At 57.9% G+C, this 26087-nt stretch carries 24 protein-coding genes; 7 read left to right on the top strand and 17 right to left on the bottom strand.

Annotation, left to right across the window (positions count from 1 at the left end; translation table 11 throughout):
* Nucleotides 1–108 precede the first annotated feature (108 nt).
* Together QQF73_RS07365 and QQF73_RS07360 are read right to left on the bottom strand one after the other, a co-directional pair.
* Nucleotides 109–879, bottom strand: a complete 771-nt coding sequence (locus QQF73_RS07365) for an SDR family oxidoreductase (protein ID WP_219866126.1) — start codon at nt 877–879, stop codon at nt 109–111.
* 55 nt (nt 880–934) lie between these two features.
* Nucleotides 935–1855, bottom strand: a complete 921-nt coding sequence (locus tag QQF73_RS07360) for an ROK family protein (RefSeq protein WP_219866127.1) — start codon at nt 1853–1855, stop codon at nt 935–937.
* 206 nt (nt 1856–2061) lie between these two features.
* Here QQF73_RS07360 and dusA point away from each other — a divergent pair, with 206 nt between their 5' ends.
* The 5 genes from dusA (at nt 2062) to QQF73_RS07335 (ending at nt 6591) form a co-directional block, all read left to right on the top strand.
* Nucleotides 2062–3096 carry a tRNA dihydrouridine(20/20a) synthase DusA gene (gene dusA, locus QQF73_RS07355; protein ID WP_285367769.1) on the top strand — a complete coding sequence of 345 codons (1035 nt, stop codon included), beginning with the start codon at nt 2062–2064 and terminating at the stop codon, nt 3094–3096.
* 117 nt (nt 3097–3213) lie between these two features.
* Nucleotides 3214–4179 carry a transaldolase gene (gene tal / locus QQF73_RS07350; protein ID WP_285367768.1) on the top strand — a complete coding sequence of 322 codons (966 nt, stop codon included), beginning with the start codon at nt 3214–3216 and terminating at the stop codon, nt 4177–4179.
* A 32-nt stretch (nt 4180–4211) separates the two neighbouring features.
* Nucleotides 4212–4658, top strand: a complete 447-nt coding sequence (locus QQF73_RS07345; RefSeq protein WP_285367767.1) for a tellurite resistance TerB family protein — start codon at nt 4212–4214, stop codon at nt 4656–4658.
* 14 nt (nt 4659–4672) lie between these two features.
* On the top strand, nt 4673–5800 hold the full coding sequence (locus tag QQF73_RS07340; protein WP_219866131.1) for a 3-deoxy-7-phosphoheptulonate synthase: 1128 nt from the start codon (nt 4673–4675) through the stop codon (nt 5798–5800).
* The gene (locus tag QQF73_RS07335; protein WP_219866132.1) at nt 5797–6591 is read left to right on the top strand and encodes a glycerophosphodiester phosphodiesterase; all 795 of its coding nucleotides are present in this window, start codon (nt 5797–5799) and stop codon (nt 6589–6591) included. Before QQF73_RS07340 ends, QQF73_RS07335 begins: the two co-directional genes overlap by 4 nt.
* A 7-nt stretch (nt 6592–6598) precedes the next feature.
* On the opposite strand, the gene sthA is transcribed toward QQF73_RS07335, so the two are convergent.
* From sthA to QQF73_RS07285, 10 genes are all read right to left on the bottom strand, one after another.
* On the bottom strand, nt 6599–7990 hold the full coding sequence (sthA, locus tag QQF73_RS07330; protein WP_219866133.1) for a Si-specific NAD(P)(+) transhydrogenase: 1392 nt from the start codon (nt 7988–7990) through the stop codon (nt 6599–6601).
* A gap of 59 nt (nt 7991–8049) precedes the next feature.
* Nucleotides 8050–8298, bottom strand: coding sequence for a (Na+)-NQR maturation NqrM (nqrM, locus tag QQF73_RS07325; protein WP_219866134.1), 249 nt, complete (start codon nt 8296–8298; stop codon nt 8050–8052).
* Between the two features lie 12 nt (nt 8299–8310).
* Nucleotides 8311–9360, bottom strand: coding sequence for an FAD:protein FMN transferase (locus QQF73_RS07320; RefSeq protein WP_285367766.1), 1050 nt, complete (start codon nt 9358–9360; stop codon nt 8311–8313).
* 9 nt (nt 9361–9369) lie between these two features.
* Nucleotides 9370–10596: an NADH:ubiquinone reductase (Na(+)-transporting) subunit F gene (gene nqrF / locus QQF73_RS07315; RefSeq protein WP_218634827.1), complete on the bottom strand. Its 1227-nt coding sequence runs from the start codon at nt 10594–10596 to the stop codon at nt 9370–9372.
* 37 nt (nt 10597–10633) lie between these two features.
* Complete coding sequence (nqrE, locus tag QQF73_RS07310; protein WP_219866136.1) at nt 10634–11242, bottom strand: NADH:ubiquinone reductase (Na(+)-transporting) subunit E; 609 nt, start codon at nt 11240–11242, stop codon at nt 10634–10636.
* Entirely contained in the window at nt 11242–11907 is a 666-nt protein-coding gene (locus tag QQF73_RS07305; protein ID WP_219866137.1) for an NADH:ubiquinone reductase (Na(+)-transporting) subunit D, read from the bottom strand. Before QQF73_RS07305 ends, nqrE begins: the two co-directional genes overlap by 1 nt.
* Before the next feature lie 2 nt (nt 11908–11909).
* A complete protein-coding gene (locus tag QQF73_RS07300) occupies nt 11910–12713 on the bottom strand; it encodes a Na(+)-translocating NADH-quinone reductase subunit C (RefSeq protein ID WP_219866138.1) in 804 nt (267 codons plus the stop codon).
* Nucleotides 12706–13914, bottom strand: coding sequence for an NADH:ubiquinone reductase (Na(+)-transporting) subunit B (locus QQF73_RS07295; RefSeq protein WP_219866139.1), 1209 nt, complete (start codon nt 13912–13914; stop codon nt 12706–12708). Before QQF73_RS07295 ends, QQF73_RS07300 begins: the two co-directional genes overlap by 8 nt.
* Before the next feature lie 4 nt (nt 13915–13918).
* Nucleotides 13919–15265 carry a Na(+)-translocating NADH-quinone reductase subunit A gene (locus QQF73_RS07290; RefSeq protein WP_219866140.1) on the bottom strand — a complete coding sequence of 449 codons (1347 nt, stop codon included), beginning with the start codon at nt 15263–15265 and terminating at the stop codon, nt 13919–13921.
* Between the two features lie 351 nt (nt 15266–15616).
* Complete coding sequence (locus QQF73_RS07285; protein WP_219866141.1) at nt 15617–17086, bottom strand: glyceraldehyde-3-phosphate dehydrogenase; 1470 nt, start codon at nt 17084–17086, stop codon at nt 15617–15619.
* A gap of 236 nt (nt 17087–17322) precedes the next feature.
* On the opposite strand from QQF73_RS07285, the gene mfd reads away from it, so the two are divergent.
* Together mfd and QQF73_RS07275 are read left to right on the top strand one after the other, a co-directional pair.
* Entirely contained in the window at nt 17323–20856 is a 3534-nt protein-coding gene (gene mfd, locus QQF73_RS07280) for a transcription-repair coupling factor (protein WP_219866142.1), read from the top strand.
* 29 nt (nt 20857–20885) lie between these two features.
* Nucleotides 20886–21692: a CsiV family protein gene (locus tag QQF73_RS07275; protein WP_228743310.1), complete on the top strand. Its 807-nt coding sequence runs from the start codon at nt 20886–20888 to the stop codon at nt 21690–21692.
* Here QQF73_RS07275 and QQF73_RS07270 read toward each other — a convergent pair.
* From QQF73_RS07270 to QQF73_RS07250, 5 genes are read right to left on the bottom strand one after another with little or no spacing between them, the layout of a single operon-like run.
* Nucleotides 21667–22455, bottom strand: coding sequence for an S-methyl-5'-thioinosine phosphorylase (locus QQF73_RS07270; RefSeq protein WP_285367764.1), 789 nt, complete (start codon nt 22453–22455; stop codon nt 21667–21669). The two genes, QQF73_RS07275 and QQF73_RS07270, sit on opposite strands and share 26 nt — an antisense overlap.
* Nucleotides 22452–23693 (bottom strand): mechanosensitive ion channel family protein, encoded by a 1242-nt coding sequence (locus QQF73_RS07265; protein ID WP_219866145.1) that lies wholly within the window; start codon nt 23691–23693, stop codon nt 22452–22454. Before QQF73_RS07265 ends, QQF73_RS07270 begins: the two co-directional genes overlap by 4 nt.
* A 23-nt stretch (nt 23694–23716) precedes the next feature.
* Complete coding sequence (locus QQF73_RS07260) at nt 23717–24217, bottom strand: L,D-transpeptidase (protein WP_219866146.1); 501 nt, start codon at nt 24215–24217, stop codon at nt 23717–23719.
* Between the two features lie 58 nt (nt 24218–24275).
* Nucleotides 24276–24953 (bottom strand): TetR/AcrR family transcriptional regulator, encoded by a 678-nt coding sequence (locus tag QQF73_RS07255; protein WP_219866147.1) that lies wholly within the window; start codon nt 24951–24953, stop codon nt 24276–24278.
* Between the two features lie 60 nt (nt 24954–25013).
* Entirely contained in the window at nt 25014–25922 is a 909-nt protein-coding gene (locus QQF73_RS07250) for a hypothetical protein (protein ID WP_285367763.1), read from the bottom strand.
* Nucleotides 25923–26087: the final 165 nt, after the last annotated feature.

Genomic DNA, 26087 nt, shown 5'->3' with positions numbered 1-26087 from the left:
ATGCGAACTCCTAGGCAGTCAGGAGCCACGCTCGCGCCGCCCCGTGATTAGCAAGCTATGCAGCATAACAAATGGACAGCCACCCGTCCCATAAACAAACCGGAAGCATCAGCCCTGACGCAGCTTCTTCAGGACCGCCCGTGTAACCGAGGCCGGAGCCGAGCGCGCGACCGGCCAGAGTGCCTTGAATTGGGCCGAGACGGGCCGATGCAGGCGCGGGGAACGCACCTGCTCCCACACCTCTCTGGCAACGTCCTCGGGCTTGAGGTTGATGCCGAGGCTGCTGAAGAGCTGCGACGCACCGGCGTTGGCTTCGACCATACCGGTTTTGACAAACGGCGGCATAATATCGCAGACCCGGATTCCATGCGCTTCCCATTCGATATCCAGTGCCTCGGTGAGGGCGCGTACGGCGTGCTTACTGGCCGAGTATGAGGCGAAATCCGGTGTCCCATAAGCCGCCGAGGCCGAACTCATATTAACGACCACTGAACCCGGCGTGGCTTTCAAATAGGGGAAGGCTGCCTGCAAAACATTCATCAGGCCAATCACATTGATCTCAATCACCGCCCTGTGATCCGCGATATCAATGCATTCAAAGCGGCCAACTCTTAAGATACCCGCGTTATTGTGCAACGCGTCAATGGTGCCACCGGTGCAATCTGCGAATTTCGACAGGGCGCCAATGACATCCTTTTCATCGGTTACATCCATAACATGAATGGAGCATACACTCTCACCCAGTTCAGCCTGAAGGTCGTTAAGCGCCGGTTGATCGAGATCCCCTGCGCCAACAAACCAGCCTTTTGAAGCGAACAGACGTGCGGTTTCCCGGCCGATTCCGGCACCTGCTCCGGTAATGAAAATGGACTTGGTCAAGGTTACTTTTCCTTTTTTGTTATTGATCAAAGTTGCTCAGGGAGGTCTCCCAGACTTAGCTAAGGTTTTCCCCTCCCAACCAAGCGGCTCCCCGAACTCCACTGGAATCCCCATGAACCGCCCGCTTGATAGGGGTTGTGCACTCGCCACCGAACACATATTTAGACAGTCGACCTGGCAAGTCCTCGTATATTGGCTCGGCGTTACTCATCCCCCCACCCAGCACAATAATGCCCGGGTCCAACACATTGATCACAGCCGCCAGGCCGCGAGCCAGGTGTTCCAGGTACTGGTTCATTGTTTCGCAGGCTTGATGGTCCCCGTTGTGAGCCTGATCGACGAGGTTTCGGGCGGGCTGGTGTTTTCCGGTGATCAGTCGGTGGGTGAGCGATAGCCCCGTTCCGGAGACGAAGGTTTCGTTGCAGCCACGGCGACCGCAGAAGCATGGGCGTTGTTCCAGTTCAGCCTGTGAGGTCCAGGCCAGTGGGTTATGCCCCCACTCCCCGGCTACGCCGTTGGGGCCAGTGAGTATCTGGCCGTTCACGCTGATGCCTGCCCCACAGCCCGTTCCCAGTATGGCTGCAAATACGGTGTGGTGGCTCTTCCCTGCTCCGTCAGTGGCCTCTGAGAGAGCCAGGCAGTTGGCGTCGTTGGTGAGGGTGACGGGCCGCTGCAATAGGTTGCAGAGGTGCTCCTGCATCGGTTGACCGTTTAACCAGGTGGAGTTGCTGTTCTTTATGCAGCCGGTAATACCGGAAACGCTGCCAGGTATGCCCATGCCTACGGGGATTGCGGTTGAGCCTGCCTGGGCTTCGGCTTCCTGCACCAGCACGCGTATGGTTTCGAGAGTAGCGGAGTAATCATCTGCGGGGGTGGGGACGCGGTTCCTGAAATGTTCCTTACTCTGCCGGTCCATCAAGATGACCTCGGTTTTGGTGCCACCCAAGTCAACACCGATAAGCCAATTGTTATTCATGGTTGTCTCGATTTTGATTCGCCCCTTATGAAAATACGTCTTCATAGTAGTTGAGGGAACCATAACGGGGATTCATAAAGATCAAGAGCTGGCAGTTTCGCCAAAGCCCTACGGAAATCTGTCGGTCAAGCCTGTTAAACTACACAGGCATTATCACCGTAATAACCCCCAAGATATTGTTTATCAGCTGAAAACAGGTTACCAACATGTCAGCAACGCCATCACTGGACGGCGCTATTCACAATTCCGGCCCCTCACGCCGCTTCTGCGTGGCCCCGATGATGGATTGGACCACAAGTCATTACCGGTATCTGGCCCGCTTGCTGAGCCGCAACACCCTGCTCTACACGGAAATGGTGACTACCGGCGCCCTGATCCACGGCGACACCGAACGGTTCCTGCGTCACGATCCGGCGGAATACCCATTGGCACTGCAACTGGGTGGCAGCAATGCCGGCGAACTCGCTCATTGTGCGAAACTGGCCGAGCAGTTTGGATTTAACGAGGTAAACTTGAACGTCGGCTGCCCCAGCGACCGGGTGCAGAACAACATGATTGGCGCATGTCTGATGGGCCACCCTGACAAGGTGGCCGAGGGCGTGAGTGCGATGATCGAAGCAACCAGCCTTCCGGTAACGGTCAAGCATCGCATCGGTATTGACGGCCGGGAATCCTGGGATGACCTTTGCGAGTTCATTGAAAAAGTCGCGGCAGCAGGCTGCCGGACTTTCATCGTTCATGCCCGGATTGCGATCCTTGAAGGCCTGAGCCCCAAGGAGAATCGCGATATCCCACCGCTCAAGTACGACTGGGTCTACCGCCTGAAAGAAACGTACCCGGAGCTCGAAATCATTATCAACGGGGGCATCAAGACCTTTGACGAGTGTCACGAGCACCTTGAACGTACTGACGGCGTGATGCTGGGCCGGGAGGCCTATCACAACCCCTGGCTACTGGCGGGCGTTGACGCGGAGTTCTTTGGTGATGCCGCGCCAAGCCGTTCTCGCCATGAGGCGCTCAGGGCCATGTATCCCTTTATCGAGAGTGAACTTGAGCGCGGCGTATTTCTCACCCATATGTCACGCCACCTGCTCGGTCTGTTCCACGGTGTGCCCGGAGGCCGTCAGTTCCGGCGCTACATCAGCGAAAATGCCCACAAACCCGGGGCCGGACTGGAAGTCATACAGACAGCGCTCGAGAAGGTCAGGGAACCGGAACGCTCTGCCATTGCCGAAGCTTAATCAACCCCAGACCTTTTGTTGTCTTGTTCCTGTCAGAGCGGCCCGTTATTGTAGGCATAGAGCCAGCATCCGGGAGTCGGATGCATCAATAACAGATCAGCCGGGACGACAGGACGAATGACGAACAAGCTTGAACAACTGAAGACAATGACTACCGTGGTGGCCGATACCGGCGACCTCGACGCCATTGCCAAGTGGCGGCCGGAAGATGCCACCACCAACCCTTCTTTGCTGCTGAAAGCGGCCGCATCCGATGCCTACAGGCCCATGCTGGACAAGGCAGTTACGGAAGCCCGTCGTCATGGCGGCTCCGACGCCGAACAGCTCACCGTCGCTACCGATACGCTGGCAGTACTGGCCGGACGGGAGATCCTGAATCTGATTCCGGGCGTGGTCTCCACCGAAGTAGACGCACGGCTGTCCTTCGACACGGCCGGCACGCTGGAGCGGGCCCGCCGTCTGGTTGACCTCTACGACAGGCAGGGCGTCGATACCAGCCGGGTGCTGATCAAGATCGCTTCCACCTGGGAAGGTATTCGTGCCGCCGAGCAACTGGAAAAGGAAGGCATTCGCTGTAACCTGACCCTGCTGTTTTCCTTCATCCAGGCGGCTGCCTGCGCCCAGGCCGGCGCCTTCCTGATCTCGCCATTTGTTGGCCGGATACTGGATTGGCACCTGGCCAACAGCGGCCGTGACAGCTTCCCCGCTGCCGAAGACCCGGGCGTCCTTTCAGTCTCTCGGATCTACGATTACTACAAGGCCAACGGTTACGGCACAGTGGTCATGGGAGCGAGTTTCCGCAACATCGGCGAAATCGAAATGCTTGCAGGGTGTGATCGATTGACGATCAGCCCGACTCTCCTGCAGGAACTGCAGGACGACAATACCAACCTGACTCGCAAACTGTCGGCTGAGGGTGCCAGCTCACCGGACCGGCCCGGCATCATCAACGAGCGCCTGTTCCGCTGGGAATCCAACGAAGACGCGATGGCAACCGAGAAGCTCGCGGACGGTATCCGGCGCTTCACCGCCGACCAAATTGAACTGGAACACCGCGTCCGGCAGTTGGCCAAAGCGGCCTGAATTCAATGTGAACGGAGCCTTGCTGTCCCATCATGATAGAGCATCTGAAAAAGTTGTTTGCCGGCCCGGAGACGGGAGCATCCGAACCTGACCCGCATCAGCTCGCGGTTGCAGCCACGGCGCTGATGGTGCAGCTTTCCCGGATCGACCAGAATGAGGACGAGCGGGAACTGCAGACCATCGTGGACTGCGCAGTAAAGGCGCACCAGGTAACTCGGGAGGAGGCAGAGGCGATCCTTGAGGATGCCCTCGACCATGCCGAAGACGCGACCTCCATGTACGAGTTCACCGGCCAGATCAATGAGCACCTGAATCAGCATGCCAAGCAGGTGCTGCTCGAGAGTATCTGGCGGGTGGCGTTTGCGGACGGCCGCATCGACAAGTACGAAGAACACCTGATACGCCGCATGGCAGACCTGCTGCATCTTAATCACCGGGAGTACATGCAGGCGCGGCACCGGGCGGAGAGTTCCGGTTAAGACAAGGAGAAAGCATGTTAGCCATTCTTCACCCCAACACCTCGCTGGACGACGATGCCTATCGCCAGACCATGCACTATCTGGAAAACCTGCCGGGGGTGTCTGTTCGGGTCCATGAAATCCAGGGCGCCAGCCAGCGCCTGACCGAGATCTACCTGCTGGGGGATACCAAATCCCTCGACAAGGAAGAAATAGAGGCCCTGCCCGCCGTCGAACGTGCGATCCGGATTTCCGATGACTACCGCATACTCGGACGCCACCGGGATGATCGCCGCCAAAGCGGCTTTACCTACAATGGCGTCGAGTTCAGTCAGTCCAACCTGAACGTGTTTGCGGGTCTGTGTGCAGTCGATGTTCCGGAGCATGTGGAAATGATGATGCAGGCTTTGGAGGACAATGGCGAAGTCTGTACCCGGATGGGGGCCTACAAGCCTCGTACCAATCCTTACTCGTTCCAGGGGCACGGAAAAGGCTGCCTGCCCTGGGTTTTCGAGAAAGCGGGCAAGCATGGCATCAAGGTGGTCGCCATGGAGATCACCCATGAGAGCCATATTGAGGAAATCGATACCTGCCTCGAAAAGCTCGGACGTCCGACCGGAGTCATGCTGCAGGTTGGCACGCGAAACACCCAGAATTTTGAACTTCTCAAGGCAATCGGCCGCCAGAGCACCTACCCGGTCCTGCTCAAGCGTGGGTTCGGGATTACCCTGAACGAATCCCTGAATGCCGCCGAATACCTGGCAAGCGAAGGCAACGCCAACGTCATTTTCTGCCTGAGGGGGATGAAAACCGAAGCCGGCCAGCCCCACCGGAACATGGTCGACTTCGCCCATGTGCCAGCAGTGAAACGCTTGACCCGGATGCCAGTGTGCGTTGATCCGTCCCACTCAGTGGGCAGTCGGGAGAAATCACCGGACGGCGTGCTGGATGTCATGCATGCCACCGCGCAGGGAGTCATTGCGGGGGCCAATATGGTTCTGGTGGACTTCCACCCCAAACCCGAGAAAGCCCTGGTAGACGGACCCCAGGCCCTTCTGATGAACGAGTTGCCCGCCTACCTAGAGGACATCCGGCTCTGCCACGACACCTGGAAGAAACGACAAGCCATTTACCAACGCCTTAAAGGTGAAGCCACAGAATGATTGTGTACGGACACAGAGGAGCCAAGGGAGAAGCTCCGGAAAATACCCTGCCCGGTTTCGTCCATGCCTACCGGCACGGAATTCGCCACTTTGAGCTGGACCTGGTCCTGTCAAAAGATGGTAAACCGGTGCTGGTGCACGATCTGTCGGTGGACCGCACTACCGGCCAGAAAGGCGATGTCAGCAGCTACACCGCTGCTGAGCTGGCGGATATGGACGCCCGGCGCAACACCAGCTCCTGGCCCCGGAAGATCGGAATCCCCACCCTCGAGGATCTGCTGGATCAGTTCGATGATCTGCAGCACCTCCAGCTCGAGGTCAAAAAAGATAGCCGGCACCGCCTGAATATCCTGTGCAACCGTGTCACCGAGATCATCCAGCGCCGGGACCTCTACGAGACGGCCGCCATAACCTCTTCAGACACCTGGTTCCTGAAGCAGATCCGGCGCCGGAACAAGCGCATCCGGATCGGGCTGGTGGCCGAGCGCAAGTTCCCTCGGCCGCTGAATATCGCCACGAGACTCGGCTGTGACTACCTGTGCCTGAACTGGAAGCTGTGCTCGAAGGAACTGGTGGCAAATGCACACCGCAAGGAGCTGCACGTCTCTACCTGGACGGTCAACCGGATCCACGACATGCTGCAACTGGAGGAGATGGGCGTGGACAGTATCATCACCGATTATCCGACCAGCACCCGGATATTCTTTGATAACCGCGCCAGGGCGCTGCTATCCCTGCCCTCCTCTAAAGCAGACAACCTATCGGGCGGCGAAGCGCTCTCCGCAGGCTGACCCCGGATCAGAAGATCCGGTTCAGGCCGTTCAGCGCCGCGACCCGATAGGCTTCTGCCATAGTCGGATAGTTGAACGTAGTATTGATGAAGTAGTTCAGGGAATTGGCATCCCCTTTCTGGTTCATGATGGCCTGGCCGATGTGAACGATCTCTGCTGCCTGGTCCCCGAAACAGTGGATGCCCAGGATTTCACGGCTCTCACGGTGGAACAGAATTTTCAGCATGCCGACAGCTTCCCCGGTGATCTGAGCCCGCGCCAGGTCCTTGAAAAAGGCCTGGCCGACTTCGTAGGGAACCTTGGCCTCGGTCAACTCACGCTCGGTTTTACCAACGGAACTGATCTCCGGGATCGTGTAGATACCGGTGGGTACGTCCGAGACAAACCGGAAATATTCGTCCTTTACGATGTCTGAGGACGCAGACCGCCCCTGGTCGTAGGCGGCGCTGGCCAGGCTCGGCCAGCCGATCACATCACCCGCCGCGTAGACATTCTCCACTTCGGTCCGGTAATGCTCATCCACGGCCAATTGCCCACGGCCATTTGGCACCAGACCAATGTTGTCGAGCCCGAGCGATTCGGTGTTGCCGCTGCGGCCATTACACCAGAGGAAGGCATCTGCCCTGATTTTCTTGCCCGACTGCAGGGACAGAACGACGCCGTGATCATCGCCGTCCACCTTCTCGTACTGCTCGTTGTGCCGCACGAGCACACCGTTATTTCGCAGGTGGTAGCTGAGCGCATCGGAGATTTCATCATCCAGGAAGGACAACAACCGGCTTCCCGGGTTGATCAGATCAACCTTGACCCCCAGGCCGGCAAATATTGAGGCATACTCCGATCCGATAACACCGGCACCGTAAATAATCAGCGTCCGTGGTGTGTGGGACAGGTTCAGGATGGTATCGGAGTTGTAAATCCGGTGGTGGCGGAAATCAACGTCAGGCGGCAGATACGGGCGGGAGCCGGTTGCAATGATCGCCTGCTTGAAATGCAGGGTCTCAACCGATTTGTTGCCCCGGATTTCCAGCCGGTGACTATCGAGAAATGAGGCACGACCGTTGATCAGATCTACCCGGTTCCGCGAGTAAAACTGGGTTCTCAGCTTTACCTGCTTTCCGATCACCTTCTGGGCGTTCTGAAGTACCCGTGGGAACGAGAACCAGCGAGGCTCTCCGATATCGCGGAACATCTGATTGGTATTGAATGTGATGATCTGCTTGACCGAGTGGCGCAGGGCCTTGGAAGGAATGGTGCCCCAATGGGTGCAGTTACCGCCGACGGTGGGCTTGTCTTCGATGATAGCGACACGTTTACCGTGTTTCGTCGCATTCATCGCCGCACCTTCACCGGAAGGCCCAGCGCCGATAACGACGACGTCGTAATGATGTTCTGCCATGCGCGCAGTGACTCCTTATCTACGTCGTGGAAAGGTATTTTTTAGTTATTGAACGTGTATCAGTGCTTGCCGGTCTCGCTGGCGTCGTAAGCAAGGCTGTCAGCAGTTTTGCCCTCGCTGGCGCCACGCTGATTCTCCTCCTCGCATTTCTGGGTGTTGCCACCGCAGATGTCGCAGGACTGACTGATACCCAGCGCTCCAATCCCGCCGCAGGTACCGCTGATCGGTTTACGACCCAAAATCACACCGATGGACATGGCCGCAACCAGCAGGACCACGATAAACAAAACAAGAAGAAAGGTACCCATGTTGCCCTCCCTTTACTGAGTAACAAATGACGAAAACGCCGGCGTCTGATGCGTTTCAAAGCCGTCTTCCGTCCGAATGATGAAATAGGCCGGGATGTTCTCCCTGGTGGCAAGCGCTTCCGCCCGCTCGTAACCCATCACGTTAAAGCCGGTCGCCAAGGCGTCGGCTGTCATGCAGTTATCAGCGATTACCGTAACCGACGCCAGATTATGGGCTATCGGCTTACCCGTTTTCGGGTCTATTGTATGGGAATAACGCCGACCATCCGATTCGTAATAGTTACGATAGTCACCAGACGTTGCCATGGCGCGGTTCTCCAGCGCGATAACGCGGTTCACCTGCCTCCCTTCCGACATCGGCTGCTCTATCGCCAGGCGCCAGGCGTCACCGCCCGGTTTACGTCCGCGAACCCGGACTTCACCGCCAATTTCCACCAGATACGCTTCGATGCCTTCACTGTCGAGGTAACGGGAAACGACGTCAACCCCGTAGCCTTTGGCAATAGCCGACAAATCGATGTACTGGGGTACCGAGGTTCGTACCGCCGGCGGCGACTCCCTCAACTCAAGCTTATCGTGACCAGTCGCGGCCAGGACGGCTTCCAGTTCCTGATCGGACGGCACATGCTCGGGGCGCGCCTCCGGGCCAAACCCCCACAGATTCACCACCGGACCGACGGTAACATCGAAGGCTCCGTCGGTCAGCGCTGACACTTCGTCAGCGCGCTTCAGGACCTCAAGCAGTGGCTCCGATATTGGAATCCACGTCGATTGGTCGTCCACACTATTGAACTTCGACAGCTCGGAATCCGCCCGCCACGTAGACATGGAGGCATCAACCTTCTCCAGCTCGGTCTCGATCCCTGCTGCCAGAGTCTCCAACCGCGACTGGTCTTCGGTCAATAAGACATTGATGTGATAACTTGTGCCAAATATCGGGCCGGAGATTTCCCAGACCTTTTCTTCGGGCTCAAACGAACAACCCGCCAGAGCGGCCGCGGCCAGCACCAATACAATGCTGGCCAGGGCTACCCTGACGGGTCGAAGCATGCAGGATGTCATCTGAGCTGATTAACCCCCGAAGTCATCCAGCATGATGTTTTCGTCTTCAACACCCAGATCTTTCAGCATCTTGATCACGGATGCGTTCATGATTGGGGGACCGCACATGTAGAACTCACAGTCTTCCGGAGCCGGGTGGTCCTTCAGGTACTTCTCGTAAAGCACGTTGTGGATGAAGCCAGTCGGGCCTTCCCAGTTGTCTTCCGGAAGCGCGTCCGAAAGCGCCACATGCCACTCGAAGTTGTCATTCTCTTCCTGGAGCATGTCGAAGTCTTCCACGTAGAACATCTCGCGGACGCTCCGTGCACCGTACCAGAAGCTGATCTTGCGCTTGGAATTCAGGCGCTTCAGCTGGTCGAAGATGTGCGACCGCATGGGTGCCATGCCGGCACCACCGCCGATGAACACCATCTCGGCGTCGGTCTTCTTGGCGAAGAACTCACCGAACGGCCCCATCACCGTCACCTTGTCACCCGGCTTCATGTTGAAGACGTAGGTCGACATGATTCCGGGGGGATGATCAGTACCGGGAGGCGGCGTGGCAATACGGATATTAAACTTGAGTACGCCTTTCTCTTCCGGATAGTTCGCCATGGAGTAAGCCCGAATGGTCTCCTCCTTGTTCACACCCCGGTAGCGCCAGATGTCGTGCTTGTCCCAATCCTCGTGGAACTCTTCTTCGATATCGAAATCCTTGAAGCTGATATCGTAAGGAGGACATTCAAGCTGTACGTAGCCGCCAGCACGGAAATCAACTTCCTCGCCCTCAGGCAGCTTGAGCACCAGCTCCTTGATGAAGGTGGCCACGTTGTGGTTCGAGATAACCTCGCATTCCCACTTCTTGACGCCGAAGAACTCTTCAGGAACCTCGATTTTCATGTCCTGCTTTACAGGAACCTGGCAGGACAGGCGCCAGCCTTCCTTTTCTTCGCGATTGGTGAAGTGCGTCTTTTCCGTAGGCAGCATCGCACCGCCACCCTCTAGAACCTTACACTTGCACTGGGCGCAGGTACCACCGCCGCCACACGCTGAGGACAGGAAGATGCCCTGGTTGGCCAGGGTACCCAGCAGTTTCCCGCCCGCACCGGTCTTCATGGTGTGTTCGGGATCGTCATTGATCTCAATAGTCACATCACCGGTGCTTACCAGCCTGGAGCGGGCCGCAAGAATTACTGCGACCAGCGCCAGAACGATAACGGTGAACATGACCACGCCGAGAATAATTTCTGTATTCATGGTCTCGCCTTTTCGTTAAACCGAATCACCGGGTGAGTTACAGAGAGATGCCGGAAAAGGACATGAAGCCCAGGGACATCAGACCTACGGTAATGAAGGTGATACCCAGGCCACGAAGACCTTCCGGAACATCGCTGTACTTCAACTTCTCGCGGATACCGGCCAGCGCAATGATGGCCAGCGCCCAGCCCAGGCCGGCGCCAAAGCCGTACACCAGGCTTTCGCCGAAGGTATAGTCCCGCTCGACCATGAACAGTGACGCACCCAGAATGGCGCAGTTCACGGTGATCAGGGGCAGGAACACACCCAGGGCGGCGTAGAGAGCCGGGATATACTTGTCCAGAACCATTTCCATGATCTGGACAATGGCCGCGATTACACCAATGTACGTCAGCAAGCCGAGAAAGCTCAGATCAACGTTCGGCAGACCAGCCCAATCCAGCGCGCCCTCACGCAGGATGCTGTTATACAGCAGGTTGTTCACCGGCACGGTGACGGTCAGCACGACCACAACGGCTATGCCGAGACCGGTAGCAGCCTCGATTTTCTTGGAGATCGCCAGGAAGGTACACATCCCCAGGAAGAAGGCCAGTGCCATGTTCTCTACGAAAACGGCCTTAACGATCAAACTGATATAGTGTTCCATCAGAAGGCCTCCTTGGCGGTGTGGCGAGACATCTTGTAATCCGCGTCTTCAACCTGCTCCGGCTTCCAGGTGCGAAGCCCCCAGATCGCCAGGCCAATGATGAAGAACGCGCTCGGCGGGAGCAGCAGCAGACCGTTCGGAATGTACCAGCCACCCTCGTTTACGGTCGGCATCAGGGACACACCAAACAGAGAGCCGGCACCCAGCAGTTCCCGGAAGAACGCCACGAACAGAAGAAGAACGGAGTAACCCAGACCGTTACCGATACCGTCGAGGAAGCTCAGCCATGGACCATTCTTCATCGCAAAGCCTTCGGCCCGCCCCATAACGATACAGTTGGTAATGATCAGGCCAACGAAGACCGACAACTGCTTACTGATCTCGTAAGCGTAGGCCTTAAGGATCTGATCAACCACAATCACCAGCGACGCGATGATCGTCATCTGGACGATGATCCGGATGCTGCCCGGAATCTGGGACCGCACCAGGGACACCGCCAGGTTGGAGAACGCCGTTACGGAAATAACCGCAAGACACATGACGATGGTCACGTTCATGCTGGTGGTGACGGCCAGCGCCGAACAGATCCCGAGGATCTGCAAGGCAATGGGGTTGTTACTAAAAATTGGTTCGAAGAGAACCTGTTTGGCTGATGCATCTGCCATGATCAGACCTCCCCTTCACGAAGTTTTTGCAGGAACGGCGCATAGCCCCGGTCACTCATCCAGTAGTTAACCAGCTGCTGAACACCACGGCTGGTCAGGGTCGCACCGGAGAGTGCATCGACCTTGTGCTCTTTGTCCGCTGCATCCGCGCTGACGCCGCCTTTGACCAGACGAATCTGGGGCTCGGTCAGCTCGCCATCATAGACTTCCTTGCCTACCCACTGCTTTTTCCAGCGTGGGTTGTCGACTTCACCACCCAGACCCGGTGTCTCCGCGTGGGCATAGAAGCCCAGGCCTTCAACAGTATTCAGGTCACCTTCCAGCGAGATGAAACCATACAGGGTAGACCACAGGCCGTAACCGTGAATCGGTAGCACCACACGAGTCACCTTACCATCTTCACTCATGGTATAGACCTTGGCGATGTTCGGGCGACGCTTGATGCCGGCCTTATCTTCGGAGGAGGGGATGTCCGTGGACAGCTCCGGATCCGAGGCGGCCTTGTACATGTCGTACTTCATCGGGTCCTTGACGCCGACCACTGACGGTTCGACGTACTCACCGGTATCCAGGTCAACCAGACGAACCTCGAAACGCTCGAACAGCTCTTCGATTTCCTGTGCACTCGACCCCTGCGGCAGCATACCGGCCGACGACAGGATGTTGGTCTTGATGTCCAGGTTCTGGTTCTGGATCTGGGCCGGCTTGAGCATTACCGCTGCGGTGGACACCACAACGGAGAACACGATACTCAACACCAGAGCAACGATCAGCGTTCTGGAGACGGTTTCTTTAGCTTTAGCCACGAGCAAGCCTCCGTTTGATGTTGGCCTGAACCACGTAGTGATCCATCAGCGGCGCGAACAGGTTGGCGAACAGGATGGCGAGCATGATGCCTTCCGGGAACGCCGGGTTAACTACACGGATGAGCACAGTCATCACGCCAACCAGAATGCCGAAACACCAGCGGCCGGTGTTGGTCATCGCCGCTGAGACCGGATCGGTGGCCATGAACATCATGCCAAAGGCAAAGCCGCCCATGACAAGGTGCCAGTGCGCCGGAATGGCAAACATCGGGTTAGTGTCCGAACCGACCAGGTTGAACAGAAGGGAGGTCGCTATCATGCCAATCAGCACACCCCCAACGATGCGGTAGCTGGCAATTTTCATAACCAACAGGATGATACCGCCGATCAGCACCGCCAGCGTGGAGGTTTCACCCATGGAGCCCTGAATGGTGCCCATGAACGCGTGCATCCAGCCAATCTGCTCTTTCAGCGCGTCCAGGCCACCACTGGCAGCCCAGCTCAATGCTGTCGCACCACTGAAACCGTCAACCGCAGTCCAGACGGTATCACCGGAAATCTGAGCAGGATAGGCGAAGTACAGGAACGCACGACCGGTCAGCGCCGGGTTCAGGAAGTTCTTGCCGGTACCGCCGAAAACTTCCTTGCCAATCACTACACCGAAGGTAATACCCAGGGCCACCTGCCACAAAGGAATGGTGGGCGGGCAGATCAGCGCGAACAGGACCGATGTGACAAAAAAGCCTTCGTTGACCTCGTGGCGACGCACGGTGGCAAACAGCACCTCCCAGAAGCCACCGACAACAAACGTCACAAAGTAGATAGGCACGAAATAGGCCATACCATAAACGAAGTTGTCCCAGAGGCCCGCTCCGGCTCCTGTGACCGCCAGAGCCTGAATAAAGGCTGTACGCAGGCCGCCGTCGCCAACCAGTGCATCCGGATTGGACGCCAGGAAGCTGTTGGCCTGAAAACCGATGTTCCACATACCGAAGAACATCGCCGGGAAGGTACACAACCACACCGTGATCATAATGCGCTTGAGGTCAACACCGTCGCGCACGTGGGCCGTGGTGGATGTCACCTTGCCCGGTGTGTAGAAGATGGTATCAACGGCCTCGTACAAGGCATACCAGCGCTCGTACTTGCCACCTTTTTCAAAATGATGCTCGATTCCATCGAGAAACTGTCTGATAGCCATCGTATTAGCCCTCGATCTCGATTCGGGTCAGATTCTCGCGGAGAATCGGACCGTATTCATATTTACCCGGGCACACGAAGGTGCACAGCGCCAGATCCTCTTCATCCAGCTCCAGGGCACCGAGCTTCTGCGCCATTTCGGTATCGCCAACAATCAGCGAACGGAGCAGCTGGGTCGGGAGGATGTCCAGAGGCATGATCTGTTCATAGGCACCAACCGGCACCATGGCGCGCTCGCTGCCGTTGGTGGTGGTGGTGAAATTGAACAGTTTGCCGCCAGTCAGCTTGGACAGATAGATGTTGAGCACCGAGAACTTGTTGGGACCCGGAGAGAGCCAGCCCATGAATTCACGCTTGGTGCCCTCTTCCAGCACCGACACCTGGTTGGCAAAGCGCCCCAGGTATGCACAGGGACCGTCCCCCCGGCGACCGCCGAAGACAGAACCGGAGATAGCGCGGACTTCGCAGTCGGTGGCAACTTCGCCATCCAGCAGTTCTGGCAGGCTGGCGCCGAGACGGGTGCGAACCAGACGCGGCTTTTGCGCCTTCGGGCCAGCAATGGCAACAATGCGCTCAACCGGCACTTCACCGGTCTCGAACAGCTTGGCGATGTCGATCACGTCCTGGTAATTGATGGACCAGACAGTCTTGCTGCCGGACACCGGATCCAGGTGATGAATGTGGGTGCCGACGTTCCCCGCCGGATGCACACCATCGAACTGGTGCACTTCAATGTTATCGGCCTTGGGAACAGCGACATCGGAACCGGGTTTACCGGTCACGAACACCTTGCCTGCGGTCAGCTTGGACAGAATCGTCAGCCCCTGCTCGAACGCCTTGCTGTTCTCACCGATGATGACGGTCGGGTCCGCAGCCAGCGGATTGGTGTCCATCACCGACACGAAAATGGAATGGGGAGCGCTGTCGATAACAGGGACTTTGCTGTAGGGGCGGGTCTTGAACGCAGTCCACAGACCGGATTCTACCAGGTTGTCGACTACCTGCTGGCGCTCCAGACCGGCAAGATCAGCGTCGTTGTATCGGGCAAAGGTCTCAGCCTCGTCACCATCGATTTCAATGACAACCGACTGAAACACGCGACGCTCACCGCGGTTGATTTCTTTCACCACGCCGGCAGCGGGTGATGTATAACGAACGCCTTCGGTCTTCTTGTCCGTGAACAGCAGCGTGCCGCGCTTGACGCGGTCCCCTTCTTTCACAGCCATCGTCGGCTTCATGCCGTTGTAGTCAAAACCGATCAACGCCACGTGGCGAACGGGTTTGCCCTCTGTAATGGTCTGTTCGGGAGCGCCGCTGATGGGAAGATCCAGGCCTTTCTTGATCTTGATCATTAGCCTCATCCAATCATCAGAAACTATTCTATGGATTAGTAACGCCCGGCCCCTGCGACCCAGGTTTCCTCTCCGGTTTGCACCAGACGGTCGCCCCAAAGTAACGAAAGCGGTTACCGCCTGAAAGCGGCCCGACTTTCGATGCAGGAAAAGATGAGAAACTGGGTGCCAGACATACCCAAAATCGCGCCAATTATAGAGATTAAGGAAACCTATTTCCACCAGAAACCGGAACGGGTTTGTGCCCGAACGTAAACCCCCGCAGGCCACAGTTTCCACAAACAAAAACCCCGGCAACTTTCGTTACCGGGGTTTTTGCAGACGTTACGCACTAACTAAAGCGCGTTTCGATCAGTCGCGTGCACGTTTCGGGAAGATCGGGTAAGTCACACCCGCCATCTGGTTCACGACACGGACGACCTGGGCGCTATAACCGAATTCGTTGTCGTACCATACGTACAGGATGAGACGCTTGCCACCGGCGATGGTCGCCTGGGCATCAACCACACCCGCATGACGGGAACCGACGAAGTCGGTGGAGACCACTTCCGGAGAGTTCACGAAGTCAATTTGCTTCTGCAGCTCTGAATGCAGCGCCATGTCGCGCAGGTACTCGTTCACACCCTCAACGTCGACATCCTTCTTCAGGTTGAGGTTGAGGATCGCCATGGAAACGTTCGGGGTCGGAACCCGGATCGCGTTGCCGGTCAGCTTGCCCTTGAGCTCGGGCAGCGCCTTGGCAACCGCCTTGGCGGCGCCGGTTTCGGTGATAACCATGTTCAGGGGCGCACTGCGGCCGCGACGGCTGCCCTTGTGGTAGTTATCGATGAGGTTCTGGTCGTTGGTGTAGGAGTGAACCGTCTCAACGTGGCCGTCCTCAATACCGTATTCGTCGTCAATCGCCTTCAGTACCGGGGTAATGGCGTTGGTCGTGCAGGACGCCGCGGAAAGAATCTTGTCGTCGTCGGTGATCCAGTCGTTGTTGATGCCATAGACGATGTTCTTGATATCGCCCTTGCCCGGCGCGGTCAGAATGACCCGACTCACACCTTTGGACTTCAGGTGCAGCCCCAGGCCGGCCTCGTCGCGCCATTTGCCCGTGTTGTCGATAACGATGGCGTTGTTGATGCCATACTGAGTGTAATCCACCTTGTCCGGACCGTCAGAGTAGATCACTTTGATGTAGTTGCCGTTGGCGATCAGCGCCGACTCTTCTTCGTTGACGGTAATGGTGCCATCAAAAGGCCCATGCACAGAGTCGCGGCGCAGGAGGCTGGCACGCTTCTCCAGGTCGTTCTCGGCGCCACCATTGCGTACCACGATGGCCCGCAGACGCAGATTGTTGCCACCGCCGGCCTTCTCGATCAGGATCCGGGCGAGCAGACGGCCGATACGCCCAAAGCCGTACAGCACCACGTCCTTGGTGTCATTGTTCGCGTCTTCTTCGGACTGGGCCGCGTACTGACCTACAACCGGACCGATTTCGCGCTTGAGGAACTCGACGAGATCGCCGCCCTCCTCTTTGAACTTGACCGCCAGCTTGCCAATATCAACGTGCGCACGACCCAGTTCCAGGGTATCCATGGCCTGCAGGATAGGCAGGGTGTCATGAACGGACAGCTCACTGTCTTCGACCTGGCGAACAAAGCGATGGGCACGGATGATATCGATCACGGACTGGTTGATAATGGCGCGACCATAAACGGACGTGACCACGTTATTCTTGCGGTAGAGACGGCCAATCAACGGAATCATGGTTTCCGCAGTAGACTCTCTTTCCGTCCAGTTAGACAGGTGCTGATTGATCTGTTCGTGACTCACGGCTGGGACCTCTGTATAGCACTGGTAAGAAATTTGGGCGCACATTATCCAACTTAAACACCGGAACGGCAAATACGGACTAATTACACCTTCGTAAACACAACCGACAGCAACCTGCCGAGCGCCAAAACCGAAACCCGTGGCCGGCATCGCAACCATGACACCACTTCGCGCGGGCGTTAGAATACGCGCCTCGCCGTCTCCCGGTCACCCAAAGCAGGAGAACTTGACTGCCCATGAGCCAAGGTGCATCCACACCAAGAACACCCCAAGCGCTGATTGCTCCGGCCTTTCCGGATAAACCCTCAGATCACCGTACGTGGGGACAATTGTATGGCAGCAGCGACGCCTTGGCTATTTGCGAAAGTGCCCGTGCCCACCGAGGACTGACGCTTGTCATTACTCGCAGCACCAGCGATGCCATCCGACTTGAGCAGGCAATGCGATTCTTCCTGGGCCTGCCGGCCGACGAGGAAGGCGCTGCCATCACCGGGGACGGCCTGGAATTGCTGTCGCTGCCCGATTGGGAAACCCTGCCCTACGACCTGTTCTCGCCTCATCAGGACATCACCTCGCGGCGCATTCGCACCCTGCACCGCCTGCCGTCCACCCGTCACGGCGTGCTCGTTGTGCCGGCTCGGACCCTGATGCACAGACTGCCGCCGGTCAATTACCTGCAGGGCAACACCTTACTGCTCGAGGTGGGCCAGTCGCTGGATATCGACACCTGGCGCCTGCAACTCGAAGCCGCCGGCTATCGCCATGCGGAGAACGTCTATGAGCACGGCGAATATGCGGTCCGAGGCGCAATTCTCGACATCTATCCGATGGGCTCCAACCTGCCCTATCGCATCGACCTGTTTGATGACGAAATTGAAACCCTGCGCACTTTCGATCCGGAAACCCAAAGGTCCATCGACCGAATCGAGCAAATAGAACTGCTGCCGGCCTTCGAGTTTCCGTGGCACAAGGAGGCCCGTTCCGGCTTCCGTAACCGCTGGTTTGAGCAGTTTCCCGATGCCGACAAAGATGCGCCCATCTACAAAGACGTATCGAACGCCATCACACCACCGGGTATCGAGTACTACCTGCCGCTGTTTTTCGACGATACGGCGACCTTGTTTGACTACCTGCCCGGCAAGACCCAGGTCTTTACGGCCGAGAGCCTGAACGAAGCGGTTAGCCTCTTCGACTCCGAAACCCGCAACCGCTATGAGGACCGACGCCACGACCGGATGCGGCCGATCCTGCCGCCGACCCGCCTGTTCCTGCAGCAGGATGAACTCTTTGGCCACCTGAAAGCCTTCCCAAGGGTCACTACCCAGGAAGAGCCGGCAACCGGCGCAGGCGCTGAAAACTGCGCCAGTGAACGTCTTCCGGACGTTGCCATGGACGGACGGGCGGCAGACCCTGCGGGCCGACTCAAACGCTACCTGAATGAGTTCACCGGCCGCGTGCTGATCTGTGCGGAATCATCAGGACGCCGCGAAGCGCTGATTGAGAATCTCGGCGACCACCAGCTCAAGCCCGTTACCCGTGAAAACTGGCAGGCGTTCCTGGACGACGAACAGTGCACGCTGGGCATCACCATTGCCCCGATGGAACAAGGCCTGGCACTTCCGGAACGGCACATTGCCCTGATTACCGAGACCGCCCTGTTCGGCGAGCGGGTTCTTCAGCGCCGGCGCCGGCAGAAACCGACCGAAGCGGACGACGCCGGGTATCGGGATCTGTCTGAACTGCGAATTGGTGCCCCGGTGGTGCACATTGATCATGGCGTTGGCCGGTACCAGGGCCTTGAGACCATCACCGTCGAGGGCGAGTCCAACGAATTCCTGAAGCTGGAATACGCCGGCGGCTCGAACCTCTATGTGCCGGTCTCCAGCCTTCACCTGATCTCCCGCTATGCCGGAAACGATACCGACCATGCGCCACTGCACAAGCTTGGAAACGAGCGCTGGAGTCACGCCAAACAGAAAGCACTGGAGAAAATTCGCGATACCGCGGCGGAACTTCTTGATGTCTACGCCCGTCGCGAGGCCCGCAAGGGCTTCAGCTTTGACGATCCGAAAGAGGCATACCGGGCCTTTGCAGCGGACTTCCCGTTCGAGGAAACGCCCGACCAGGAAGTCGCAATCCAGGCGGTCTTCGAGGACATGACCAGCGAACGCCCGATGGACCGGCTGGTGTGCGGCGACGTTGGCTTCGGCAAGACCGAGGTCGCTATGCGGGCAGCCTTCATGGCCACCTATTCCGGCAAGCAGGTAGCTGTACTGGTCCCGACAACACTGCTGGCCCAGCAGCACTACGAGTCATTCCGAGACCGGTTCTCCGATACCGCCGTCAACGTCGAGCTGCTCAGTCGTTTTCGCAGCTCCGGCCAGACCAGCAAGGCTCTGGAGGCCATTGAAGCGGGCAAAGCGGACATCGTCATCGGCACCCACAAACTGCTGCAGGGCGATGTCAGGTTCAAGAATCTCGGCCTGGTGATTATCGACGAGGAGCACCGGTTCGGTGTTCAGCAAAAAGAAAAACTGAAAGCATTGCGGGCAGAAGTCGACATGCTGGCCCTGACCGCCACGCCAATCCCGCGCACCCTGAACATGGCCATGGGGCACCTGCGGGACCTGTCGATCATTGCCACCCCGCCGGCCCGACGCCTGTCAGTGAAGACCTTCGTCCGCCAGCGGGACGACGCCATGGTCAAGGAAGCCATCCTGCGGGAGATCCTCCGGGGCGGTCAGGTGTACTTCCTGCATAACGATGTTGCTACCATCGAAAAGACCGCTGAGGATCTGCGTCGTCTGATACCCGAGGCCCGCGTCGGTGTGGCCCACGGCCAGCTGCGGGAGCGGGTGCTCGAACAGATCATGTCGGACTTCTACCACAAGCGCTTTAATGTGCTGGTGTGCAGCACCATCATCGAGACCGGCATCGACATCCCCAGTGCCAACACCATCATCATCGAGCGCGCGGACAAGTTTGGCCTCGCCCAACTGCATCAACTCCGGGGCCGGGTTGGCAGATCCCACCACCAGGCTTACGCCTACCTGCTGACACCTCCACCGAGATCCATCAGCTCCGATGCGAAAAAGCGGCTGGACGCCATTGCCGAATCCCAGGACCTGGGCGCAGGCTTTATGCTCGCTACCCATGATCTGGAGATCCGGGGCGCGGGGGAACTGCTGGGCGAGGAGCAAAGCGGGCAGATTGAAAGCATCGGATTTACGCTCTACATGCAACTGCTGGACGAGGCGGTGAAGGCCATCCGTGAAGGTCGGACCCCGAATGCGGACCTGCCACTGAGTCACGGCACGGAAATGAACCTGCGGATTCCGGCGCTGGTTCCCGAAGACTACCTGCCTGATGTCCATAACCGGCTGATGCTGTACAAGCGTATTGCCAGCGTCGACAACAAAGCAGCATTAAAAGAACTTCAGGTTGAGATGATTGACCGCTTCGGATTGTTACCGGAACCTACCAAGAACCTGATGCGTCAGACCGAGTTGCGACTGCAGGCCGAAGGGCTTGGCATTGTGCAGGTCGATGCCGGCAAGGAGTGGGCAAGGCTCGAGTTTGGCGGATCGACGCCCGTTGACCCGTTGGTTCTGGTTAAAAAAGTGCAATCCTCACCGGACCAGTACCGACTGGAAGGGGCCAACAGCTTCCGTTTTCGGCTGAAGGACGCGTCCACCGGTGGTAAACTCGACGGCATTTCCGAAATGCTTGGCGAACTGGCACCCGCGAAAACGGCTGCAAACGCCTCATGAACGCCCGATTCACACTTGGAGTAATACCCTTGCAGAATGACGGTAATTGCGGCGCCCGCTCTGCGGCACGCACAGTAATCACGGCCCTGCTGCTGACATTTTCGCTGACGGCACAGTCGCAGGAGGCGGGCACCAACACTGGCACCATCCCCGACGACTACTATCGGGCGGAACTGGTGGTTCTTGAACGCATCGTCCAACCCGAAGCGGTCAATGAGCGAATGGCCGACCGGAAGGTCGAGCCAACACCTGACACAGAAGAGATCCTCCGAGCGGTAGGCCTGGATGGCACAGCAGAAACCTCACTGGACCTGGCACCCAAAGGCGAGTTGTACCTGCACGGCGCTGCCCAGCGACTCGAACGCAGTGGTCGTTACCGGGTACTGGTAGAAGCGGGTTGGTACGAGGCTTTCCCCCCGGACTACGAGGGCCAGCCGCTGCGGGTGGCTGTCGGAGACTGGCTGGACGGAGCCAATACCCGTGAGATCGAAGGAACCATCACCATTGATCGCCAGCGCTACCTGCATGTGGGTGTGCATCTGAATCACTGGCAACTTTCAAAGAACGACGCACCACAGTCCGTGTCAGCCCTACCCGATGAAGGAAATCAAGCGGATCCAGCAGCCGGGACCGTCAATGGAACCGGTGCAGGAAGCAGCGATCTGGGATCACTGGCAACCGGGGGAGACGTGCAATCAACCGTGTCGGCGCCACCGGTGGAATTGCTGACCTGGATTCGGGAAACCCGGCGCATGCGCAGTGAGGAAATCCATTTCCTGGACTCCCCCACGATCGGCGTGCTGGTGTTCTTTAAAAAGATTGAGGCGTCGGAGTAAGCTTTCCAAGGCCGGCCATCGACATCTCAAGCATGCCCTTGACGCTGGACATGCCCTTGTCGATGGCCTCTTCGATCTCGGCCATGGTGATGATGTGGTCGGATTTGCCCGCGGCCCAGTTCACCACCAGGCCCAGACAGACATAACGCATCCCCAACTCCGCTGCCAGAACGGCCTCAGGCATTCCTGTCATGCCCACGAGGTCGCAGCCATCACGCTCCATTCGTCGAATTTCAGCAGCCGTCTCCAGCCGCGGCCCCTGCGTTGCGCCATACACACCAAAGTCCGAGAATGACACACCCAGCGAGGCCGCCGCCGCGACCAGAGTCTCGCGTGCGTCCGCATCGTAGGGCCAGGTGAAATCAATGTGGGTCACTTCCTCAAGGTCACCCTCGAAGAAGGTACTCGGGCGACCCCAGGTATAGTCGATGATCTGATCGGGAATCACGACGTGCGCGGGCCCCATATCCGGATGAATACCGCCAACGGCATTCACGCCCACCACGGTGCGAACGCCCGCTTCGTAGAGCGCTTGCAGATTGGCGCGATAGTTCACCTGATGCGGCGGAATCCGGTGCGGGTTGCCGTGTCGGGAGAGAAACACCACGGGCTGATCGCCCAGAGAGCCTTCAACCAGGGGCGCCGAAGGGGCTCCCCAGACCGTTTCCACGGGCCGCTCTCCGGTGATCTCCAGCCCCGAGAGAGTGGTCAGTCCGGTGCCACCAATGATCCCGACAGGATACTGCTCCGCTGCCTTGCTCATTCTGCGTCTCCCGCTTCTTCCTGATCGCCGACTCGCGCTGTCTGGCGTGACCGCCCAGATGCTTTGCGCTGCGCCACCGGCTCATTATTCTCAGCCTGGTCGTCGCCTCCGTCGTCATTGCCCTCTTTGGCCCCCGCCAACCGGACGCCCTCCGGCAAATGCAAGGTCCGTGTCGGGAATGCCACCTCGGCACCGTACCCCTCGATAATCTCGCTGATCTTGAGCAGGACGCTCTGCTTCACCTCGTGGAAATGGACCCACTGGGTGGTTTTGGTGAAGGTGTAAACCATGATATCCAGAGAAGAGGCGTTGAAGGCCACAAAGTTCACAATCAATGTCTGCTTGGTATCGATTTCTTCGTTGTTCTCCAGCATGGACCTGATGTCCCGGACAATATCGGCCATCTGACTGACATCCGCGTAGCGGATGCCAATAGTTTCACTGATACGGCGATTGCTCATTCTGGAGGGGTTTTCCACGGCAATGGTGGTAAACGCAGCATTGGGGACATACAGCGGTCTCTGGTCGAACGTTCGGACCGTCGTCAGGCGCCAGCCGATGTGCTCTACGGTCCCCTCAATGTTCCGGTCCGGAGACCGGACCCAGTCGCCGACCTTGAAAGGGCGATCGAGGTGAATAATGAACCCCCCGAAGAAGTTCGCCAACAGGTCCTTGGCAGCAAAGCCGACCGCAACACCGCCGAGGCCGCCGAATGCCAATACCCCGGAGACACTGTAGCCAAGGGTCTGCATGGCGATCAGTACAGCGGTGATGATAACAACGGCCCGAGACAGCTTGCTCACCGCATTCACCGTCGTGTAATCCATCGGCGTTTTCATTTTCAGGGGGGAGACCAGGATTTTCTCGCCCTCCTTGATGAGCCGGAGCAGCGTCCAGACGAAAACCCAGATAAAGCCCACCTCAACGATCGTCTCGTTGGCCTTGAAGATCTGAGCGTCCGAGTAGCGGTGAGCAACTTCCGCCGCCCAGTAAACGCCCTGCAACCAGACGAAGGCCACCGCGGGCTTGCGGGCGGCGTGGAGAACCGCATCGTCCCAGAGGTTCTTCGTGTTGCTGAACTTGTGTTCCAATGCCCCGATTATCTGGCTGACGATGTAGGCGACGGTCGCCGTGCCAAAGACCAGCCCGAAAACCACAATCCCTACACGCCAACCCTGGGACAGCAGATCAAAACTCTGAATCCAGCCGTTAACCATGGCTGTTACGTCTCCGATCATCGGATCCCTCTGCTCAATCTGGCTTAATAGATGATAACGGTGGTGCCGACACTTACCCGTTCAAACAGGTCAATGACATGGACATTGCGCATTCGAACGCAGCCGTGAGACATGGGTACGCCCATGGGCTCGGTCTCCGGCGTGCCGTGAATGTATATGAAGCGGCGGAAAGTATCGACCCCGGGGCCGCGGTTTTTACCGGATTCGCGACCGCAGAGCCAGAGGATTCGGCTCAGAATCCAGTCCCGACCCGGATTCTGGCCAGCCAGTTCCGGGGAATGGATTTCACCTGTGGGCCGACGGCCACGGAATACTGTGTAGATGGGCTGGTTGTCGCCGATCTTGGCGCGAATGTAGTGTTCACCACGGGGCGTGCAACCGCTGCCGTCCTGCTCACCGGGGCCGTTAACGGCTGTTGAGATCGGATACTCGGCCAGCAGCTTGCCGGTACGATTGACCAGGGTCAGGACCTGACGATCCAGACTGATATGGATTTGCGGGGCGGTAGTACTGTCGAAACTCAAACCGGTTAAGCTCCCTTCGGGCTGGTGCCAGAAGGAAGCCTAACCGACTGCACAGAACTCAGGCAACCGAGACCTTGCTTCCGGAGGGAGGGATCAGCATCGTGTCTTCGGCTTGCATGCCCGCAGCGAGGAACGGCACCAGTCGGGCTGCAATTTCCTGCACCGTGGTTTCCACACCCAATTTGTTCTGCAGAATATCCCGGAGGGCGTCGCTGCTGGACATGGTAAAGGCGGTGGCACCCAGCATGAACTGAATACGCCAGTACCGGTCTACTGCGGACAACTGAGGCGTTGCTTCCTTAAGCAGGCGCATGAACCGGCTGAAGGGATCGCCGTATTCCTGTTCGAGAAACTTTCTCAAATGACCCTGGGACTGGGTGTAGGCTAGCCCGAGCAGGCGCATGAAGATGGAAATTCCCTTCTCGTTGCGCTGCGGCATGCGGACTGCGCTTTCGGTCAACGCCCAAAGAGTCTGGTTCAGTGTCGGCGGCTGCCCTTCACACCTGTCCTCCAGTTCATCAAAGGCTTTTTCCAGCGTGGCTGAAAACGGTGTCAGGAAACGGGCGAATACGGCATGGATGAGCGCATTCTTTGAGCCAAAGTGGTAATTGACAGCGGCCAGGTTTACTTTAGCCTTACTGGTGATCATGCGAAGCGAGGTCTCCGAAAAACCTCGGTCGGCAAACAGCTCTTCGGCTGCATCAAGAATCCGGTCAACGGTATCAGACTGCGCCATTTTATTATCAAAGCCTCTAGCAAACGTCTGTTTGAAACATACGTTTGAAGTCAACTTATGTCAAGTTCTCGGCTCCGGCTCTGCGGCCACACCCTGCCAGCCACGATCAATTGCCTGCTGATTCCCCTCGAAAAACGCTTTCTGCACGCGCTCGTAGGCCTTTTCGGCCTCTAACAGATAGATCAGATACATGCGCACATGCTCCCGCCGTGTCAGGCGGCGAGCCAACACCCGTTGCTCGGACAACCGGAGCAAATTGCTGAAACGGGTGTTCTTCAGAGCCGGATTGAAATCCGCCATGCGGGCACACTGCCAGATCAGGCCGTCACTGGCCTCCAGGTGAGCAGCATGGGCTCGCGCATCCCGGAGCATACGCTGACGCTTCATCACTACCTCCAGATAGGAGGGACTTGATGCATAGATACGCCGTACCGAAGGAATACCCAGTAAAAGGATAATAACGAACGCACCAAAGCCGGTACCGGCCACCCAGGCCGGGACAAACCCGGTCAGACCGCTCAGGAATACGAGGGCCGCCACCAACGCAGTGAACAGCCAGAGATCCCGCCGCCTGCGAGCAACGGCCAGGGTATAGTTATCCGGCCAGTCAGTCATGGCCAGTTGATCGAAGTCCATCAGCAGGATCCGGTCGCATTGGCGCAGCATCAGCCTGAGCTGGCGCTGCCTGGAATAGGCCACTGTCTGCTCGACCCCGTCATCCGACGCCTCACCGTGCCCCGAATCGCCGGAATCGACGGCACTCTCGTCGTCAGTGGGAGCGGTCTCTACTGGCGGCGTCTCTTTGATAGAAGGCTGTGCAGGAGCGCCGGCGGGCATTGCCGGGGGCGTAGCAGACTGGGCGGGATCCTTTACCGTCGATGGTAGAGGATCGGCAGCCCGGCCCGGACGCAATACGGCCCCTTGGCCAGAGTCTGTAACGGGCGGTGCGGTCCTCTGATTTTCAGCCATACTCAACTGTCCGGAAAATGGGCGGTAAAATAGCCCTAACGTGCGGCTCTATTTGGTTATCGACAGTCTACCGCCATTCTTGAGCCAGCGTCACAACCGCAGTCGCGATCGGACCAACTTGGCAATGGCGTAACCGCCCGCTATCCTTGGCCCCACCCCGCAGGT

It is taken from the genome of Marinobacter albus (genome assembly GCF_030238305.1).
Classification (GTDB): Bacteria; Pseudomonadota; Gammaproteobacteria; order Pseudomonadales; family Oleiphilaceae; genus Marinobacter; species Marinobacter albus.
This window is presented reverse-complemented; position numbering and strand designations above follow the sequence as displayed.

Excerpts from the sequence above, each read along its gene's own strand:
- nqrE (WP_219866136.1), bottom strand. The coding sequence starts at position 11,242 with ATGGAACACTATATCAGTTTGATCGTTAAGGCCGTTTTCGTAGAGAAC.
- QQF73_RS07305 (WP_219866137.1), bottom strand. The coding sequence starts at position 11,907 with ATGGCAGATGCATCAGCCAAACAGGTTCTCTTCGAACCAATTTTTAGT.
- sthA (WP_219866133.1), bottom strand. The coding sequence starts at position 7,990 with ATGGCAGAACATCATTACGACGTCGTCGTTATCGGCGCTGGGCCTTCC.
- QQF73_RS07345 (WP_285367767.1), top strand. The coding sequence starts at position 4,212 with ATGATAGAGCATCTGAAAAAGTTGTTTGCCGGCCCGGAGACGGGAGCA.
- QQF73_RS07265 (WP_219866145.1), bottom strand. The coding sequence starts at position 23,693 with ATGATCGGAGACGTAACAGCCATGGTTAACGGCTGGATTCAGAGTTTT.
- QQF73_RS07295 (WP_219866139.1), bottom strand. The coding sequence starts at position 13,914 with ATGGCTATCAGACAGTTTCTCGATGGAATCGAGCATCATTTTGAAAAA.
- QQF73_RS07290 (WP_219866140.1), bottom strand. The coding sequence starts at position 15,265 with ATGATCAAGATCAAGAAAGGCCTGGATCTTCCCATCAGCGGCGCTCCC.
- QQF73_RS07270 (WP_285367764.1), bottom strand. The coding sequence starts at position 22,455 with ATGAGCAAGGCAGCGGAGCAGTATCCTGTCGGGATCATTGGTGGCACC.
- QQF73_RS07360 (WP_219866127.1), bottom strand. The coding sequence starts at position 1,855 with ATGAATAACAATTGGCTTATCGGTGTTGACTTGGGTGGCACCAAAACC.
- QQF73_RS07340 (WP_219866131.1), top strand. The coding sequence starts at position 4,673 with ATGTTAGCCATTCTTCACCCCAACACCTCGCTGGACGACGATGCCTAT.
- mfd (WP_219866142.1), top strand. The coding sequence starts at position 17,323 with ATGAGCCAAGGTGCATCCACACCAAGAACACCCCAAGCGCTGATTGCT.
- dusA (WP_285367769.1), top strand. The coding sequence starts at position 2,062 with ATGTCAGCAACGCCATCACTGGACGGCGCTATTCACAATTCCGGCCCC.
- QQF73_RS07255 (WP_219866147.1), bottom strand. The coding sequence starts at position 24,953 with ATGGCGCAGTCTGATACCGTTGACCGGATTCTTGATGCAGCCGAAGAG.
- nqrF (WP_218634827.1), bottom strand. The coding sequence starts at position 10,596 with ATGAATACAGAAATTATTCTCGGCGTGGTCATGTTCACCGTTATCGTT.
- QQF73_RS07250 (WP_285367763.1), bottom strand. The coding sequence starts at position 25,922 with ATGGCTGAAAATCAGAGGACCGCACCGCCCGTTACAGACTCTGGCCAA.
- QQF73_RS07335 (WP_219866132.1), top strand. The coding sequence starts at position 5,797 with ATGATTGTGTACGGACACAGAGGAGCCAAGGGAGAAGCTCCGGAAAAT.
- nqrM (WP_219866134.1), bottom strand. The coding sequence starts at position 8,298 with ATGGGTACCTTTCTTCTTGTTTTGTTTATCGTGGTCCTGCTGGTTGCG.
- tal (WP_285367768.1), top strand. The coding sequence starts at position 3,214 with ATGACGAACAAGCTTGAACAACTGAAGACAATGACTACCGTGGTGGCC.
- QQF73_RS07320 (WP_285367766.1), bottom strand. The coding sequence starts at position 9,360 with ATGACATCCTGCATGCTTCGACCCGTCAGGGTAGCCCTGGCCAGCATT.